The organism is Bradyrhizobium sp. 191 (genome assembly GCF_023100985.1).
GTDB classification, from domain to species: domain Bacteria; phylum Pseudomonadota; class Alphaproteobacteria; order Rhizobiales; family Xanthobacteraceae; genus Bradyrhizobium; species Bradyrhizobium diversitatis.
On sequence record NZ_CP064692.1, the window covers coordinates 100,322 to 115,429 of the forward strand.

Sequence of the window (15,108 nt, forward strand, 5' to 3'; positions counted from 1 at the left end):
AAGCGTTTCTCTATCGCCAATGTGGACGCTTCAAGGCACGCCGCAATACTAACCCGCCGGCAGCTTCGCCTCGAAATTGAAGCGGTCGCGCAGGTTCTTGCGCTGCTCCAGGATATCCTTGAGGAAGGCGCGGTCCTGCTCGTTCTTCATCATCGGCTCGATCAGGTCGAGCTGGTTCATGGCGACCAGTTGCAGAACCTCGGTGCGCGGCGCGCCGCTCGCGTTGCGCGGCAAGGCGTGCACGATCTGGATGTGCTCGGGCGGCTTCGGTCCCTTGGCGGCGGCAAGCTCGCTGCGGAGCTGGCCTTCGAGCGCGGCCTGATCGGCTTCGACGAAGGCATAGAGCCCGACGCCGGAGCGGCGGTCGGCAAAGGCGACGATGGCGGTGTCGCGCACGGCAGGATTCCGGCGGATCAGCTCGGCGAGCACCGGCGCGTCGTTGACGAGCCGGCGGCCGCCGCCCTCGCGGTCGGTAAAGTTGAACAGGCCGCGGGTGATGGCGCGATAGACCTTCTTGCCGGTGGCGAGCCACAGGCGCGCGGCGAACGACTTCTTCGCCAGGATCTTCCGCTCCCGCGGCGTTAGCGCCTCCGGCGCGTAGGAGCGCTTGTGCTTCAGAAGATGCCGCAGGTCTTCATAGGCCAGGATGCGATAGAGCCGGCCGCGACGGCTGAAGCACGCGGCGAGCTGAAAATCGGTCACGTAGGCGCGGCCGTCGCGGCCGACCAGCCAGTTCTGCTCCTTGGCGAGATCGTTGTGGCAGATACCGGCGCGGCGCAGCCGGCGCAGCGCGGCCTTGGCCGAGCGGAAATAGGCGAGATCGCCATGCGGCTTTGCCAGATGCAGCGCGACGCCGTCGACGAAGCCGCGCACCAGCGCGCGGCGTCCGGCCCACAGCAGCTCGGGACCGACGTTGAGGCCTTTGGCGCGCACCAGTGCATGCTTCTCGCGGGCGAACAGATGGCGTGCCAGCAGAAACGACCACCATGGCACCTCGTCGAGCCGGCGCAGCACCGCGTCGGTCTCGCCGCTCTCGGCGCGGAAGCGGCCGCGCTCCACGGTCGAGAACACGTCGCGCTTGAGCAGCACGCCTTCGGTCCAGCGCGCCGACAGCTCTGCGGCGTCGTCTTTAGGGAGGCTCATCGAAGACTCATGCGGCGGCGGCAATGCGAAGATGATCGGCGATCCAGCGATCGAGATCGGCGAGCGCCCGTGCGCTCAGCGCCTGTTTCTTGGCCACCGTCTTCTCGTTGCCGCGCAATCGCGTGCCGTCGGGCTTCTTCGTCGGTACCGTTGCGAGCGGCGGGAACAGGCCGAAATTGACGTTCATCGGCTGGAACGACCGTGTGCCCGGCTCGATGGTCTCGATATGGCCGCCGGTGATGTGGCCGAGCAGCGATCCGAGCGCAGTCGTGCCCGGCGGACTGACAAGCATCCCGCCGCGTGCGTCCGCTGCCGCATAGAGACCGGCGATCAAGCCGACGCTGGCGGATTCCACATAGCCCTCGCAGCCCGTCATCTGGCCGGCAAAGCGCAGCCGCTTCTGTGCCCGCAACCGCAATTGGGTGTCGAGCAGCTTCGGCGAATTCAGGAAGGTGTTGCGATGCAGGCCGCCGAGTCGGGCGAACTCGGCCTTCTCGAGACCGGGAATGGTGCGGAAGATGCGTTGCTGCTCGCCGTACTTCAATTTCGTCTGGAAGCCGACGATGTTGTAGAGCGTGCCGAGCTTGTTGTCCTGACGGAGCTGCACGATCGCATAAGCCTTCGTGGCGGGATCGTGCGGATTGGTGAGGCCGACGGGCTTCATCGGACCATGGCGCAGCGTCTCGGGGCCGCGCTCCGCCATCACTTCGATCGGCAGGCAGCCGTCGAAATAGGGCGTATTGGTCTCCCATTCCTTGAATTCGGTCTTCTCGCCGGTCATCAGCGCGGCGACGAAGCTGTCATACTGCTCCTTTGTCATCGGGCAGTTGATGTAGTCGGCTCCATTGCCGCCGGGGCCGACCTTGTCGTAGCGCGACTGGAACCATGCCACCGACATATCGATGGACTCGCGGTGCACGATCGGCGCGATGGCGTCGAAGAAGGCGAGGGCGTTCTCGTCGGTCAGTTCGCGGATGGCGTCGGCCAGCGGCGCGGAGGTGAGCGGGCCGGTGGCAATGATGACGTTGCTCCAGTCGGCCGGCGGCAGGCCCGCGACCTCGCCACGGGCGATCTCGATCAGGGGATGATCTTTCAGCGCCTTGGTAACGGCCGCCGAGAAGCCGTCGCGGTCGACCGCGAGTGCGCCGCCGGCGGGCACCTGGTTGGCATCGGCCGCGCGCATGATCAGCGAGTCGAGCCGGCGCATCTCCGCGTGCAGGAGGCCGACGGCGTTGTTGGCGGCGTCGTCCGATCGGAACGAATTGGAGCAGACGAGCTCGGCGAGCCCATCGGTGCGGTGCGCCTCGGTCATGCGGGTCGGCCGCATCTCGTGCAGCACCACCGGCACGCCGGATTTCGCCACCTGCCAGGCAGCCTCAGAACCGGCGAGGCCGGCGCCGATCACGTGGACGATGTTGGATTGGGGTCCTGTCATGGGGCGGACAGGTAGCGCTTTTCGGCGGAGAGTGGAATCGCCGAGATCGAGTTTTCTGCCACTAGAGACGACAACGCCCGCACGAGGCGGGCGCTATCGGGTCGTCCGGTCGGGGCTGAAATGATCAGCCCTGATACTGACCGGCGGCAACGCGCGGGATGTCCGAGCGATCGAGGCCGATATCGGCCAGTTCGCGATCGCTGAGCTGGGACAGCTCGGCAACATTGCGCTGATAGTCCCGGAAGGCCTGGATCATGCGGATGAGCGAGAGCAGCATTGGTAGTCTCCTGTAGTTCGATTCAGCTCTTGCCCGAGCCTCATCGTTGAAGTGAATATAGATGGGAGTAGTGCAGTGCGAAAGTTCCTATGTTGCGATGCAGCTAAGCGCGGGGTGCATAGCGTCTGTAACGAACGATTAACCTGAGGGCGCTTCCGCCCAAGCAACGGGCAGAGTCTCGTGGAGCGAGCAACAAATGTCCGTGAATTCACGGACTTATCGCGCCAGAGTGAGCTGCGATGCGTCAGGGAAATATGTTGCGTTTCCTGCGCCCGCTAGGACCCGCACTAGCTACTGAACCCAAGTCACACATGCGCGATTCGCATGAGTCAGGAATAAAAGATATGAATATTAATTCATTCGTATCTGCTGCGGATCGCCCTGATGTCTGTCGCTTTTTCGACCGGTGAACGTCCCTGCACGCTGAGTGCACGCTTTGCGTGCAGCATCGCTTTCATGAAGACAGCATTTCTGCATGCCGCTCTGCGCCATGCGCGGCATCACGCAATTCTCGCGAAGAATTTATTGCGACAAGTTGACGCGCTCAGATGAAAGTCGTGCCGCAGAATCCGGCAATGTCGCTGGTCTGTGCAAGGACAAGAAGGAAGGTAACGTCATGTCGAAGTTACTCGGGGTTATCGCAATTGCTACCGTCGCGTTCGCCGTTGCGCCGGCTGAGGCCGCCAAGCACGCCGCGGGCGGCTGCAGCGGGACGAATCTGGAGAAGACGGAGACCGCGATCGAGAACATGGCCGACGGCGACAGCAAGCTCGTCGCGCAGAAGGAAATCGCGGCGGCGCAGGACGCGCTGCTCAACGGCAAGATGGGTGTGTGCGGTGCGCATCTGAACAAGGCGATGCAGGCTAGCATGGCCAAATAGAACCAAATAAAACCAAATAGAACCAAATAAAAACTGAGAAGTCAGGGCATCAAAGAGAGGGCCGATCGCCGCGCGATCGGCCCTTACTCGCTTGTCCGAGGGGCTAAGGGGCGCGCGCCAGCTGGGTGGCGAAATAGGCGATGGTCTTGGAATAGACCTCGCTCTTGTTCCATTGCTGAAGCACCGCAAAATTCGGACTGCCCGGCTGCCAATCCTTGCCTCGTTGCCAGCCATAGCCGGCGAGATAGTTGGCGGTGGAGGCGAGCACGTCGGGCGCGTTGTGCAGGAGATCGCGCTTGCCATTGCCGTCGAAATCGACGGCATATTTCATCCAGGATGACGGCATGAACTGGGTCTGGCCGAGCTCACCGGCCCAGGCGCCTTTCATGTCGGCAGGCGCAAGATCGCCGCGCTGGACGATGCGCAGCGCGTCCATCAGCTCGGCGCGAAACTGCTCGGATCGACGGCAATCGTAAGCGAGCGTTGCCAGCGAACGGATCGTTGCGAACTTGCCGATGTTGACGCCGAAATCGGTCTCCAAACCCCAGATCGCAACCAAGACCTCGCCGGGCACCCCATAGGTCTGCTCGATGCGCGACAGCACCGAGCCGTATTGCTTCATCCTGTTGGATCCGCGTTCCAATCGCGGCGGCACCATGCGGCCGGAGAACTCCTCGAAGCTCTGGCTGAAGACTTTTTGCGAGCGATCGCGGTTGAGCACGCTCTGATCGAGCGTCAGGCCGGCAAGCCCCGCGGTGATGGCCTGCTGCGAGATGCCTTTCGTCGCAGCGTCGGTTTTGAAATCCGCAAGCCAGGCATCGAAATTGCCCGAGCCGCAGGCAACAGCAGCGAGCGCTGGCTGGCCTGACAGGATTGAAGCGGAGAGGGCGAAGGCTGCGAGAGCAAGACGAGAAATCGTCGGGGTCATTCGAGTAAATGAATTCCGTGAAGCGATCCGACCGGTCGGTGCAATCTCGGTCGGAACCGCGGCCAAAGCAAGGCGCACAGCAGGGTGCGATCCTGCCCGAACCAGGGCAAGGCAGGATCGCATGTCACGATATCGTCAGGCGTCGGTCCGATTGCGCCAGGGGAAGAGGTTGGCCGGGAAGTCGGCGGCCGGCTTGCGCGGACGATGCGGCGGGGGCGGCACCGGGCGCGCCCCGGGCTCCGAGACGATCACCTTGCGGTAGAGGTGCCACGTGGCATGGCCGAGCAGCGGGATCACCACGGCAAGGCCCACGAAGGCCGGTATTGTGCCGAGCGCGAGCAGCACCGCCACAATGAAGCCCCACGCCGCCATCGGCACGGGGTTTCTTGCGACGACCCGCAGCGACGTCACCATCGACTCGAATGCGCCGGCATGACGGTCGAGCATCAAGGGGAACGACACGACGCTGATGCAGAGCGCGGCGAGTGCGAACAGGAAACCGGTGCCGCAGCCAACCGCGATCAGCCACCAGCCTTGCTGAGTCGTCAGCACACGCGTCACGAAGTCCGAGAGGCCGGTCACGCCCTCATAGCCGAACGCTGCGATGTAGATCGCCTGCGCGGTCGCGACCCAAGTGACGAGCAGGGCGAGCAGCAACGTGCCGAGGCCCAGCATCGCACCGAACGAAGGCGAGCGCAGCACCTCCATGGCATCCCAGGCACTGGCCGGTTCATAGCGCTCGCGCCGGCTGGAGAGTTCGTAAAGTCCGAGCGCCGCGAAGGGCCCGATCAGGGCGAAACCGGCAGCCAGTGGAAACAACAGCGGCAGCACCGAATAGCCCATCACCACGCGGGCGAGCACGAGGCCGAGCACCGGGTAGATCACGCACAGGATGATGGCGTGGCTCGGAACGGCCTTGAAGTCTTCCCACCCGCGCCTGAGCGCGTCCCGCAGATCGGACAGTCGGATGGTTCGGATCACCGGTCCAGCCGCATCCGCGGGCTGGGCCATCGTGGGGACATTGCCCTGGTAGAGTGTGGCCATGGTCGCTAGCTCCCTTGCCGGGCAGCCAAGACCGGCGCCGGTAAACGGCGCAAGCGGCCGCCATTCTCTGAAATCTCGCGATCCCGACCACACGCGAATTCCGGCTGGCATCGCGAGCTGAACGCCAACCATACTCCCAAGTCCAAGTCCTGTCCCTCATGCTTGGGTGAAATTCGATGCCGCGCCGCAACCGCAACCACAACGACGTCATTCTGTCGTCATTTCGCCGCAGATAAGCTGATGCTGCTGTTAGCCTGCGGAACTTCGCGGGCGCAGCGCGGCAACTTCGTCTATAAGTGCCACTCAAGGCCCTTCCAACGGATTCCTTTTCGGGGAGCAGACATGAGCATTTTCGGGAAAATCATGAGCGCGATCTTCGGCAGCCAGCCGGCCTCCGCCGCGCCCGCCGGCGGCACAGCTTCGCCCGGCGCGCCCGCAAGCGCGCCAGGCGCTTCGTCGCCGGCTGCCGCGCCCATGGCTGCCGTCGACGTGGCGGCGATCGTCGACAAGGCGGCGGCCGCCCACAAGGGCGAGAAGCTGGAATGGCGCACCTCGATCGTCGACCTCATGAAGGCGCTCGACATCGATTCCAGCCTCGCTGCGCGCAAGGATCTTGCCAAGGAGCTCGGGTACGGCGGCGACATGAACGACTCGGCCAGCATGAACGTCTGGCTGCACAAGCAGGTAATGTCCAAGCTCGCCGCCAACGGCGGCAAGCTGCCGCCGGAGATCAAGCACTGACCCGCGCCGGGTCGTGCCGCAGGGGCCCGCGATCTCACGGGCCCTTTTGCACTCAGGCGACCAGATCTGCATCCTCCGGATGCCTGTCGAGATAGTCGACGACGAAGCCGCAGCCGGCGATCACCTTCCTGCCGTCGCGCCGGATCAGGTCCAGTGCCCCCTTGACCAGTTCGGAGCCGATGCCACGGCCGCGCAGCGCGCGCGGCGTCTCGGTACGGGTGATGATGACGGCCGACGGCGTCAGCCGGTAATTGGCGAAGGCGACGTCGCTGCCGACATCGAGCTCGAAGCGGCTCCTGTCCTTGTTGTCGCGTACCGATGCCGCCATCAGGGATCCTTCCGAAATGCAGATTGCCTTGTGATCTAGGAGGCGAATTCCGTCCTTGCCAAGGTGAGACCAAGGCAGATTGGCGCAGAGGAGATATCCGCAAATGGGTGCGGCCGTGACCGCAGTGCAGTATGGAAATAGTGTTCTGCGAGCATGGTGCGGCGACCGCAAATAATCCTCGATACGGCTCTTGCAAGCCGAACTTCGGTTCCCACGTCCTGGAGAGGACATACGCCCGAATGCGGCCGGCAGGTCGCCAGACATTCGGAGTGTCGTGATCGCCAGCCGCAGACGTATGCCTCTTTTGCAGGAGGGTACGATGTCGGACTCTGGTTTCTTGAAGACTCATCGAACATGGGAGGACTGGTGCGGGATGCTGCTTGGTGCGGCGATCGTGGCTTCGCCGTGGTTTCCCGTTCAGGATCCGGCGATCACCGGGCACCAGACGGCCATCCTCAACACCGTCGCGATCGGTCTGATCGTGTTTGGCCTCAGCCAGCTCGAATACGTCGCCTTGCAGCGGTGGCAAGAGGTGACCACGATCCTGGTCGGGTTGTGGCTCATCGCCTCGCCTTACGTGATCGGCTATTCCGCCGACGGCTTCCTCCGCATCTATCACACGACCCTCGGTGCGGTGGTGGTGCTGCTCGGCATACTCCAGCTGTGGCAGGACTGGGATCAGACTGACCAGGACCTGCTCAAGCATGGGCAATAGGCCGTAGATGCCGGCAGGCCCGCCGGTCATGGGCGGCGGGCCCGTGCACTCATCTTGTTACGAGATCTGCATACTCCGGGTGCTTGTCGATCCACGCCTTCACGAACGGGCATTGTGGGATCAGCTTCAATCCGGCGGCGCGGACCTGGTCGAGTGCGCCTTGTACCAGCTTCGAGCCAATGCCCTTGCCACCAAGTTCCTTCGGCACGTCCGTATGCTCGAACGTGATCACGTCGCCATCGAGCTTGTAATGTTCGGTCGCGAGATGACCTTCCACTGCGAGCTCGTAGCGGTGTTGCACCTTGTTGTTGATGACGTCGCTCATGTCGTGGCCCTCCAGCTGCCAGCCTCGCGCACGAGGCCGTAACGCGTGGTCGGGTCGGCAGGTTTCCGATGCGGTCGTTCGGTTCAATCGGTCGCTTTGGCCAGCCTGGCATCTTCGGGCTGCGGCGGCTGGCGAAGGCAACCCTGGCAGATGACCAGGGAGCGGTTGACCCTGGCGTCCTGCTCGGCCTCGATGCCGTCCTGCGCCTGCCACCATTCCTTCGAATAGGGCTGAACGCCGGCTTGCGACCTGTTGCGCTCGGAGTGGGCAGCGGTGCGCGTTGGTCGTGAAGCAGCGCGCGGGCTGTTGGGATCCTCGCCGGCGCCATCCCAGGCATAACGCGCAGGCTTGAAGGCGGGATCGGAAGCCAGATGCGCCTGTGGCGCAACGGCACATCCGGCGAGCGCCAGCGTGAGCAGGAGGACGGCGGGCGCTTTGATCATGGAATGCACTCTGTACGCGGAGACGGATGGAGGGTGCGCCGATCATGTTTAAGATTCACTGAACAATTGCAGTCGTGGCTGCGACCAACGCCAATGCGATCTCTGATCCTCCTGCTCACATTGCTCGTGGCCAGTGCGCGCGCCGACGACGCAAAGCCGTTCAGTCCGGCCGACTATCCACCGGGCGTGCAGACCGCGCTGCACTACGCCAATGAGGAATGCGACGCCCAGGAGGGCGGCGAGGTGACCTTCGCGCCAAACACCGTGCGCAAGATCGACCTCACCGGCGATGGCCGCGAGGACTACATCGTCGATTTCCAGGACACCAAATGCGGCGACCGCGAGACGACGTATTGCGGAACCGGCGGCTGCGTCATGAAGATCCTGGTGACGCTGCCGGAGGGCAGGGTGCGCGAGGTGTTTGGCGGCCATGTTCTCCGCTATAGGATCATGGCGCCGCCGTCGAAGCGCGGCGCCGCCCGCACCATCCGCTTCGATCTGCATGGCAGCTTCTGCGGCGGCTTCGGTCCGCAGACCTGCATCAAGCAGAAGACCATCGCGGCGACGCCGTTTGCGTTCAGGCAGCCGTAGAGCTCGTTCGCAGCCGCCGGCCTTGCAGGGGCGCTGGCGATGGCGATAAATGGGCGGCAATGAGCGGGCAGCTTGTGCGCCGCCCGTCGTCGAAGAGGAAGCCCGATGCAGCCCCTGCGCATGTCCCGCCGCGTCATGAATCTCGCCTACATGCTGACCCAGAATGCGCGGCGGCATGGATCGCGCCCCGGCTTCGTCTGGGGTGACAAGTCCTGGACCTGGCGCGAGATCGATGCACAGGTCTCGGCGCTGGCCGCGGCGCTCGCCGCGCGCGGCATTGCCAGGGGCGACCGCATCCTCGTCCATTCCAAGAACGGCGAGGAGATGTTCGTCTCGATGTTCGCCGCGTTCCGGCTCGGCGCGGTCTGGGTACCCACCAATTTCCGCCTGATGCCGGACGAGGTCAGCTATCTCGCGCAGGCCTCCGGGGCGAAGGCGTTCCTGTGCCATGTCGATTTCCCCGAGCACGCTGCGGCCGTGAAGGCGCTGGAATTCACCTGGAGCATCGACGGCAAGGCGGCGTTCGCCGAGCGCTCGGTGGCTGACGCCGTAGCCTCGCATATCGGAGCTGTTGTAGAGAATGTCGCTGTCGAGCACGACGATCCCTGCTGGTTCTTCTTCACGTCCGGCACCACCGGCCGTTCCAAGGCGGCAGTGCTCACCCACGGCCAGATGGGGTTCGTCGTCACCAATCATCTCGCCGATCTGACGCCAGGCGTGACGGAGCAGGATGCCTCGCTGGTGGTCGCACCGCTGTCGCATGGCGCCGGCGTGCACCAGCTGATGCAGACCGCGCGTGGCGCATGCACCGTGCTGCTGCCGACAGAAAAATTCGACATCAACGAGGCGTTCCGCCTGATCGAGGCGCATCGCGTCCGCAATCTCTTCACCGTACCGACGATCCTCAAGATGATGGTCGAGCATCCCGCCGCCGACAAATACGATCATTCCTCGCTGCGCCAGGTGATCTATGCGGGCGCGCCGATGTATCGCGAGGACCAGAAGGCCGCGTTGAAGAAGCTCGGCAAGGTCATCGTGCAGTATTTCGGCCTTGGCGAGGTCACCGGCAACATCACCGTGCTGCCGGCCGCGCTGCACGATCCCGAGGACGGCCCGCACGCGAAGATCGGCACCTGTGGCTTCGAACGCACCGGCATGCAGGTCTCGATCCAGGACGACGAGGGCCGCGAACTCAAAGCCAACCAGAGCGGCGAGATCTGCGTGATCGGGCCTGCCGTGTTCGCCGGCTACTACGACAATCCCGAAGCCAATGCGAAGGCATTTCGCAACGGCTGGTTCCGCACCGGCGATCTCGGCCACATGGACGAGGAGGGATTCGTCTACATCACGGGACGTGCCTCCGACATGTACATCTCCGGCGGCTCCAACATCTATCCGCGCGAGATCGAGGAGAAGATCCTGACGCATCCGGCGGTGGGCGAGGTCGCCGTGCTCGGCGTGCCCGATGCGACCTGGGGCGAGATCGGAATAGCTGTCTGCGTTGCGCGCGAAGGCGCGAAGCCAGTGAGCGAAGCGGAGATGGCGGCGTTCCTCTCGCCAAAAGTGCCGCGCTACAAGATGCCGAAGCGGTTCTTCTTCTGGGAGGCGCTGCCGAAGTCCGGGTACGGCAAGGTGCCGAAGCGGATGGTGCGTGACGAACTCGAGGCGCGCGGGCTGCTCGACCTCGACAAAGCGAAGACGGGCTGAGCGCAGGTGATGCGCAGTATCAAGCAGCCGGGCGCGCCAGTCCCGGAACGCATTCAATGGATGGAGGCGAGGGGGCGCGCTTTCGCATTCACGCTTCAAGCGGATCTGCCGCTGCTGGAAGCCGCGCGGCGCGGTTTTGCCGCGGAAGGTTTTGCCGGCGGCGTGCTGAACTTCCGGCGCGGCACGCTTGGACCGTTCGCCTATGTCATGCCGGCGCTGTCGAAGACCGGCGAGAACGCCGCGTTCTACAGCGACACTTACCGGCCCGGCGGCGTGACCCGCACGAAGCTCGGCAGCATGACGCTCGGCATGCGCGACGGCGCGCCGTTCTTTCATTGCCATGGGCTGTGGACCGAGGCCGATGGCAAGGCGAGCGGCGGCCACATGATGCCGGATGAGACCATGGTTGCCGAACCGTTCGAGGTGGAGGCCTTCGGCATCGAGGGCGCGATGTTCACCGCCGAGCCCGATCCGGAGACCAATTTCAAGCTGTTCGGGCCGGTGTCGGCCGAAAGCACCGGCGCGTGGACGACGAGCCGCGCCTTCGCGCTGCGGCTGCGGCCCAATCAGGACTTTGCCTTCTGCCTCGAAGATTTCTGCCGCGCGCACGGCATCGCGCGCGCGAGGATTCATGGCGGCGTCGGCTCGACCATCGGCGCGCGCTTCACCCATGGCGGCATGACCGAGCCTTTTGCGACGGAGCTTGCCATAACAGCCGGGGCGATCGCGCCCGGCGCCTCCGGCGCGCCGGAAGCCGCGCTCGAAGTTGCCCTGATCGACTACACCGGCGGCATTGCGGAGGGACGGCTGATCCGTGGCGATAATCCTGTGTTGATGACCATGGAGCTGGTGCTCGAGGTGCAGGACTAGTTGCGGCGAGCGGTCAGTGAGCACGTAGCTTGGCAATGGCCAAGAACGTCGATTGACTTATCCCTGAGCCTGATCCCTGAAACAGGTTGAGCAAGGGAGATTGAGCCTGGCCGGTGCTCTGGCTGTTCTTGATGTCATACATGGCGGAGAAACGATTCAACAGCTTTGCAACCTTCGCAGGATCGGACAGGTCCTTGATCTTCATGAATTTGTCCACGTACTTGGCTTGCCGGTCGATCGGCATCGCCGCCATCTGATCAGGCAAATTGAAGGTGGTCCTGAACACCTCCGAAAGCGCCTTGTCGGCGAGGATGTCGTATGCCGACGTGATGTCGCCCGCCTTTCGCTGGAAGTAGAGCGCCAGGCGCACGCCGGGATTCGTGTCTCCTTGCTGCTGCTCCAGGCTTTGCTGGAGATAGTTCGCCTGTGTTTCCCGGAATTGATCCCGCTTCTGGGGGCCCATCATCGGGAGGCGTGCGACGTTGCCCTTGCCGTCGAAGTTGAACGACGCCACGATGTCGGCAAAGCGGGGATCGCTCTGCGTGTTCGCAAAGCTCTTTGGGTCGTTCAGGTCGGAGGCGAAGATCTTCTTGAGAAAATCGGTGCTGACCTTCCTGGGATCCAAACCCTTGGCCAAGAGAATGAAATCGACCATCGGCCTGTTTGCAAGAAGATCGGACACGCTGTCGATGCCTGCAATCGCCTCCTGATAATCCGTCGCATCCTTGGTCGCCTGTGCCCGAACTGCCGCCTGCTGCTGGGTGCTCGCCGTGCTTGCGCTCTTCACCGCTGAAATGACGTAGTCCTTTGTGATCTTGAGCACTTCAGCAGGGTCCTGGGCTACCAGGGGGGTCGTCAGATTGCCCTTTGCATCGAAATTGAAGGCGCGCGCGAGCTGGACATAGCGATCGTCCTTGAGGGTATGGACGTAGCTCTTGGGATCGCTGAGGTCGCTTTCGAGAACGGCCTTGATCGTGGCCTGGGAGACCTCCTTGGGATCGAGGCCGACGGCGCCCAGCGCAAAGACATACACATCCGGCGTCGATACGAACGCGTCGACCGAATTGACGGTGAGGAGAGCCGTTCTGAATTGCCTGATTGCGAAAGCTTCGTTCAGCGGGCTTGCCGCCGAATAGACGGCCGCCTTGCTGTCGTCGAACCGCTGTTTCGTGATCGTGACATTTGCAGCAGTCTGTGCGGACACGCCTGACGGAAGCGATCCGTCGGGCGAAAACTCGAAGGCGCCGGCCACGTCCACGAACCCGTTAATGGTCGCGATCTGGCCGCTGAGGCCGGAAATGCTGCTCGCGTAAGACTCCAGGTGATGTTTTTCGACCAGTATCTGGACCTTCAACTGGGTCACATTGGCTCCCGGTTGCGATAGTTGCGCCGTGTAGTCGGCTATCCTTGAATTTGCGGCGCTGACATCGGATTGGGCTTGAGCAAGCTGGGCCTTGAGGCCATTCAACTGGGAAGCAAAGGTGGTGTTGACGTAGCTGGTTGGATCGGATGGATCGCTGCGCAGGACCTGACTGATCGTATCACGAGGCCACTTGCTTTGATCGATCCCGTATGCCGAATAGACATAGTCGCGCAGACGGTCGTCGTTCAGGAGTTGGTCTGCGCTTGTGATACTACCGATATGGGCGCTGTAGTATTTCGAGTCGTCAGCAAGTGCATCCACCTGGCTTTTCTTGGTCGCCGTATACAGGCCGATCATCTCATCGGTCTGGTGCTCCGATTGTGCGACCGGCGTGGTGCCGCCGGCGAAGGAGAATGCCGCGGCAAACTCCCGGTACCGCTTGTCGACGAGCTTGTTGACGAAGCTTTTTGAGTCGTTGAGGTCGCTCTCGAGCACTTGCTTCATGAAAGCCTTGGCATACGCCATGTCCTCCAGGCCATATGCCTTCATCGCATAATGATACAGGCGATAGTCCTTCATGAAATCGTCAATGGTTTTCACCTTGCCGATGTTGGCTTTGTAATAGGCGGCTTCCCGCGCGACGTCTGGTTGCTGTTCGACCCGGGTGAGGGACTGCTTGAGATTGTGCGTGATGTAGCTGTAGCTGAAATACGTTGTCACCATCGTGCATTCCTCGCGGCTTTGCAGTCCCGGACGTCCGTCAATCATTGCGGGGTCGCGAGGTGGAAGCTGGCCTCATGCCAGCAAGACTGTCTCGTGGTCACGTTTTTCCAGGACGATTCCGAACTGCAATCTGAGATTTTTCAGCTCGCGCCCAAATTGCGCAGATCAGGTAACGCAGATCGAGTTTATCTCCGGTTGTTTCTGGATGTTTCCCAAATGCAGCTTTCGCGAGGGTTGTGTTCCTGATATGTCCCAATTCAGGGATGGGTCCGAATTGGGAGCTAGCATGAGCCGAAGAAGCGCTCGAACGATCAACCTGCCTGCGCCGTATCTGAAGCGGGTCTGGCTCGATCCGTCGCAAGTTCACGATCGGGAGGCCTATCCGTTTTGCCTGCCTATCTTCCCCGATGATTTCGAGCTCAACTTCGATGCGGCCATCACCATCATCGTGGGAGAGAACGGGACCGGGAAATCGACGATCCTCGAAGGCATCGCAGCGCTCGCCGGCTATGACGATGCCGGTGGCGGCAAGGGGTACAGGCCGGTCGATCATTCCGAAGCGCGCGAGAAGATGGGCGGCCAGCTCTCCAGGGCGCTGCGCGCAAGCTGGCTGCCGAAGATCACCAATGGCTGGTTTTTCCGTGCGGAGAGCTTTTTCTCGGTCGCGCGATATCTGGACAAGGCTGCGCGTGATGCCGGTCAGGTCGGCCCCGATTTCCTGTCCCATTCCCATGGAGAGGGTTTTCTCCGCTTCTTCGAGGAGCGCTGCCAACGCCAGGGCATCTTCATCTTCGACGAGCCGGAATCGGCGCTCTCGCCGGCGCGCCAGATCGAATTCCTGAAGCTGCTGCGTCGCATGGAAGAGTCCCGCATCTGCCAGGTGATCATGGCAACGCATTCGCCGGTGCTGATGGCCTATCCAAACGCGCGGCTGCTGCGGCTCGGGAAATACGGCCTGGAGCCAACCACGGTGGAGCAGACTGATCATTACCGGGTGATGCGGGAGTTTTGTGCCGATCCACGCGGGTTCGTGGAAGCGACGCTGGCGGAGTAGGGGCGCACCCGACGCCCACTCGCGTGTCCCGAACGAGCTGCAACGCGTGAGCGTTGCGGCGCAGAGCCGGGACCCATATAGCGCCAGGTAAGCTGCGGTGAGATGGGCCCCGGCTCTGCAGCGCACCGCCAAGGGGCGCTGCGCAGCGTCCGGGGCACGAGAACCCGAATTTCTCTAGCATTGCTACCCGCATTATACGCGCAGTTTCGCGTTCTCGCGGCACATCGTGCCCGAGCTTTGTGTTGATCGCCGCCCTCAAGAGTGCCGAGGGCGCAGGGAAGGCCGGGTGCCGGCTGGCACCCGCGGTCCACTGTGCGAAAGCGTGTGCTAAAAACACTGCACAGCGGCATACAGGTGAAGCCAAACATCCGGCCTTCCCTGCGCAGTGGTTTTACGGCTTATGTCGTGATCTCCTCGGGGAGCGATGCACTATTGCCCCCGTCGCCTTGCGGATGACTGACGGTGCGAACCCGGTCGGGCCGCAACGTCACCACAAGCCTTGGCGCACAGACCCCGGGCGCCAGGACCACACGATTTTGCC

General features: G+C 62.9%; 16 protein-coding genes. 7 read left to right on the top strand and 9 right to left on the bottom strand.

Going from position 1 to position 15,108, the window contains the following annotated elements:
- Positions 1-48 precede the first annotated feature (48 nt).
- From IVB23_RS00460 to IVB23_RS00470, 3 genes are all read right to left on the bottom strand, one after another.
- The gene (locus IVB23_RS00460) at positions 49-1,143 is read right to left on the bottom strand and encodes a serine/threonine protein kinase (RefSeq protein ID WP_061881780.1); all 1,095 of its coding nucleotides are present in this window, start codon (positions 1,141-1,143) and stop codon (positions 49-51) included.
- 7 nt (positions 1,144-1,150) lie between these two features.
- Positions 1,151-2,578: a methylenetetrahydrofolate--tRNA-(uracil(54)-C(5))-methyltransferase (FADH(2)-oxidizing) TrmFO gene (trmFO, locus tag IVB23_RS00465; RefSeq protein ID WP_247802178.1), complete on the bottom strand. Its 1,428-nt coding sequence runs from the start codon at positions 2,576-2,578 to the stop codon at positions 1,151-1,153.
- A gap of 124 nt (positions 2,579-2,702) precedes the next feature.
- A complete protein-coding gene (locus tag IVB23_RS00470) occupies positions 2,703-2,855 on the bottom strand; it encodes a DUF1127 domain-containing protein (protein ID WP_007590701.1) in 153 nt (50 codons plus the stop codon).
- Between the two features lie 475 nt (positions 2,856-3,330).
- Here IVB23_RS00470 and IVB23_RS00475 point away from each other — a divergent pair, with 475 nt between their 5' ends.
- Entirely contained in the window at positions 3,331-3,735 is a 405-nt protein-coding gene (locus tag IVB23_RS00475; RefSeq protein ID WP_247802179.1) for a hypothetical protein, read from the top strand.
- A gap of 103 nt (positions 3,736-3,838) precedes the next feature.
- Here the strand turns inward: IVB23_RS00475 and IVB23_RS00480 are convergent, their stop codons facing one another.
- Both IVB23_RS00480 and IVB23_RS00485 read right to left on the bottom strand, forming a co-directional pair.
- The gene (locus tag IVB23_RS00480) at positions 3,839-4,663 is read right to left on the bottom strand and encodes a lytic murein transglycosylase (protein ID WP_247802180.1); all 825 of its coding nucleotides are present in this window, start codon (positions 4,661-4,663) and stop codon (positions 3,839-3,841) included.
- Between the two features lie 135 nt (positions 4,664-4,798).
- Positions 4,799-5,707, bottom strand: a complete 909-nt coding sequence (locus tag IVB23_RS00485; protein ID WP_247802181.1) for a DUF2189 domain-containing protein — start codon at positions 5,705-5,707, stop codon at positions 4,799-4,801.
- Between the two features lie 342 nt (positions 5,708-6,049).
- Between IVB23_RS00485 and IVB23_RS00490 the strand changes: the two genes are divergently transcribed.
- The gene (locus IVB23_RS00490) at positions 6,050-6,448 is read left to right on the top strand and encodes a DUF3597 domain-containing protein (protein WP_061881776.1); all 399 of its coding nucleotides are present in this window, start codon (positions 6,050-6,052) and stop codon (positions 6,446-6,448) included.
- A 52-nt stretch (positions 6,449-6,500) separates the two neighbouring features.
- On the opposite strand, the gene IVB23_RS00495 is transcribed toward IVB23_RS00490, so the two are convergent.
- Positions 6,501-6,776 (bottom strand): GNAT family N-acetyltransferase, encoded by a 276-nt coding sequence (locus tag IVB23_RS00495; RefSeq protein ID WP_247802182.1) that lies wholly within the window; start codon positions 6,774-6,776, stop codon positions 6,501-6,503.
- Positions 6,777-7,095: 319 nt separating this feature from the next.
- Here IVB23_RS00495 and IVB23_RS00500 point away from each other — a divergent pair, with 319 nt between their 5' ends.
- Positions 7,096-7,491 (top strand): SPW repeat protein, encoded by a 396-nt coding sequence (locus tag IVB23_RS00500; RefSeq protein WP_061881860.1) that lies wholly within the window; start codon positions 7,096-7,098, stop codon positions 7,489-7,491.
- Positions 7,492-7,540: 49 nt separating this feature from the next.
- Here the strand turns inward: IVB23_RS00500 and IVB23_RS00505 are convergent, their stop codons facing one another.
- On the bottom strand, positions 7,541-7,816 hold the full coding sequence (locus IVB23_RS00505) for a GNAT family N-acetyltransferase (RefSeq protein ID WP_247802183.1): 276 nt from the start codon (positions 7,814-7,816) through the stop codon (positions 7,541-7,543).
- Positions 7,817-7,899: 83 nt separating this feature from the next.
- Positions 7,900-8,259, bottom strand: a complete 360-nt coding sequence (locus IVB23_RS00510; protein WP_247802184.1) for a hypothetical protein — start codon at positions 8,257-8,259, stop codon at positions 7,900-7,902.
- A gap of 93 nt (positions 8,260-8,352) precedes the next feature.
- Between IVB23_RS00510 and IVB23_RS00515 the strand changes: the two genes are divergently transcribed.
- From IVB23_RS00515 to IVB23_RS00525, 3 genes are all read left to right on the top strand, one after another.
- A complete protein-coding gene (locus tag IVB23_RS00515; protein WP_247802185.1) occupies positions 8,353-8,850 on the top strand; it encodes a hypothetical protein in 498 nt (165 codons plus the stop codon).
- Between the two features lie 105 nt (positions 8,851-8,955).
- Positions 8,956-10,557 carry an acyl-CoA synthetase gene (locus IVB23_RS00520; protein WP_247802186.1) on the top strand — a complete coding sequence of 534 codons (1,602 nt, stop codon included), beginning with the start codon at positions 8,956-8,958 and terminating at the stop codon, positions 10,555-10,557.
- A gap of 9 nt (positions 10,558-10,566) precedes the next feature.
- Positions 10,567-11,427 carry a DUF296 domain-containing protein gene (locus tag IVB23_RS00525; protein WP_247802187.1) on the top strand — a complete coding sequence of 287 codons (861 nt, stop codon included), beginning with the start codon at positions 10,567-10,569 and terminating at the stop codon, positions 11,425-11,427.
- A gap of 13 nt (positions 11,428-11,440) precedes the next feature.
- Here IVB23_RS00525 and IVB23_RS00530 read toward each other — a convergent pair whose 3' ends face one another.
- Positions 11,441-13,513, bottom strand: coding sequence for a DUF1217 domain-containing protein (locus IVB23_RS00530; RefSeq protein ID WP_247802188.1), 2,073 nt, complete (start codon positions 13,511-13,513; stop codon positions 11,441-11,443).
- Between the two features lie 286 nt (positions 13,514-13,799).
- On the opposite strand from IVB23_RS00530, the gene IVB23_RS00535 reads away from it, so the two are divergent.
- Complete coding sequence (locus IVB23_RS00535) at positions 13,800-14,567, top strand: AAA family ATPase (protein WP_247802189.1); 768 nt, start codon at positions 13,800-13,802, stop codon at positions 14,565-14,567.
- The last annotated feature ends 541 nt before the right edge of the window (positions 14,568-15,108 follow it).

Excerpts from the sequence above, each read along its gene's own strand:
- IVB23_RS00460 (WP_061881780.1), bottom strand. The coding sequence starts at position 1,143 with ATGAGCCTCCCTAAAGACGACGCCGCAGAGCTGTCGGCGCGCTGGACC.
- trmFO (WP_247802178.1), bottom strand. The coding sequence starts at position 2,578 with ATGACAGGACCCCAATCCAACATCGTCCACGTGATCGGCGCCGGCCTC.
- IVB23_RS00470 (WP_007590701.1), bottom strand. The coding sequence starts at position 2,855 with ATGCTGCTCTCGCTCATCCGCATGATCCAGGCCTTCCGGGACTATCAG.
- IVB23_RS00475 (WP_247802179.1), top strand. The coding sequence starts at position 3,331 with ATGCCGCTCTGCGCCATGCGCGGCATCACGCAATTCTCGCGAAGAATT.
- IVB23_RS00480 (WP_247802180.1), bottom strand. The coding sequence starts at position 4,663 with ATGACCCCGACGATTTCTCGTCTTGCTCTCGCAGCCTTCGCCCTCTCC.
- IVB23_RS00485 (WP_247802181.1), bottom strand. The coding sequence starts at position 5,707 with ATGGCCACACTCTACCAGGGCAATGTCCCCACGATGGCCCAGCCCGCG.
- IVB23_RS00490 (WP_061881776.1), top strand. The coding sequence starts at position 6,050 with ATGAGCATTTTCGGGAAAATCATGAGCGCGATCTTCGGCAGCCAGCCG.
- IVB23_RS00495 (WP_247802182.1), bottom strand. The coding sequence starts at position 6,776 with ATGGCGGCATCGGTACGCGACAACAAGGACAGGAGCCGCTTCGAGCTC.
- IVB23_RS00500 (WP_061881860.1), top strand. The coding sequence starts at position 7,096 with ATGTCGGACTCTGGTTTCTTGAAGACTCATCGAACATGGGAGGACTGG.
- IVB23_RS00505 (WP_247802183.1), bottom strand. The coding sequence starts at position 7,816 with ATGAGCGACGTCATCAACAACAAGGTGCAACACCGCTACGAGCTCGCA.
- IVB23_RS00510 (WP_247802184.1), bottom strand. The coding sequence starts at position 8,259 with ATGATCAAAGCGCCCGCCGTCCTCCTGCTCACGCTGGCGCTCGCCGGA.
- IVB23_RS00515 (WP_247802185.1), top strand. The coding sequence starts at position 8,353 with ATGCGATCTCTGATCCTCCTGCTCACATTGCTCGTGGCCAGTGCGCGC.
- IVB23_RS00520 (WP_247802186.1), top strand. The coding sequence starts at position 8,956 with ATGCAGCCCCTGCGCATGTCCCGCCGCGTCATGAATCTCGCCTACATG.
- IVB23_RS00525 (WP_247802187.1), top strand. The coding sequence starts at position 10,567 with ATGCGCAGTATCAAGCAGCCGGGCGCGCCAGTCCCGGAACGCATTCAA.
- IVB23_RS00530 (WP_247802188.1), bottom strand. The coding sequence starts at position 13,513 with ATGGTGACAACGTATTTCAGCTACAGCTACATCACGCACAATCTCAAG.
- IVB23_RS00535 (WP_247802189.1), top strand. The coding sequence starts at position 13,800 with ATGAGCCGAAGAAGCGCTCGAACGATCAACCTGCCTGCGCCGTATCTG.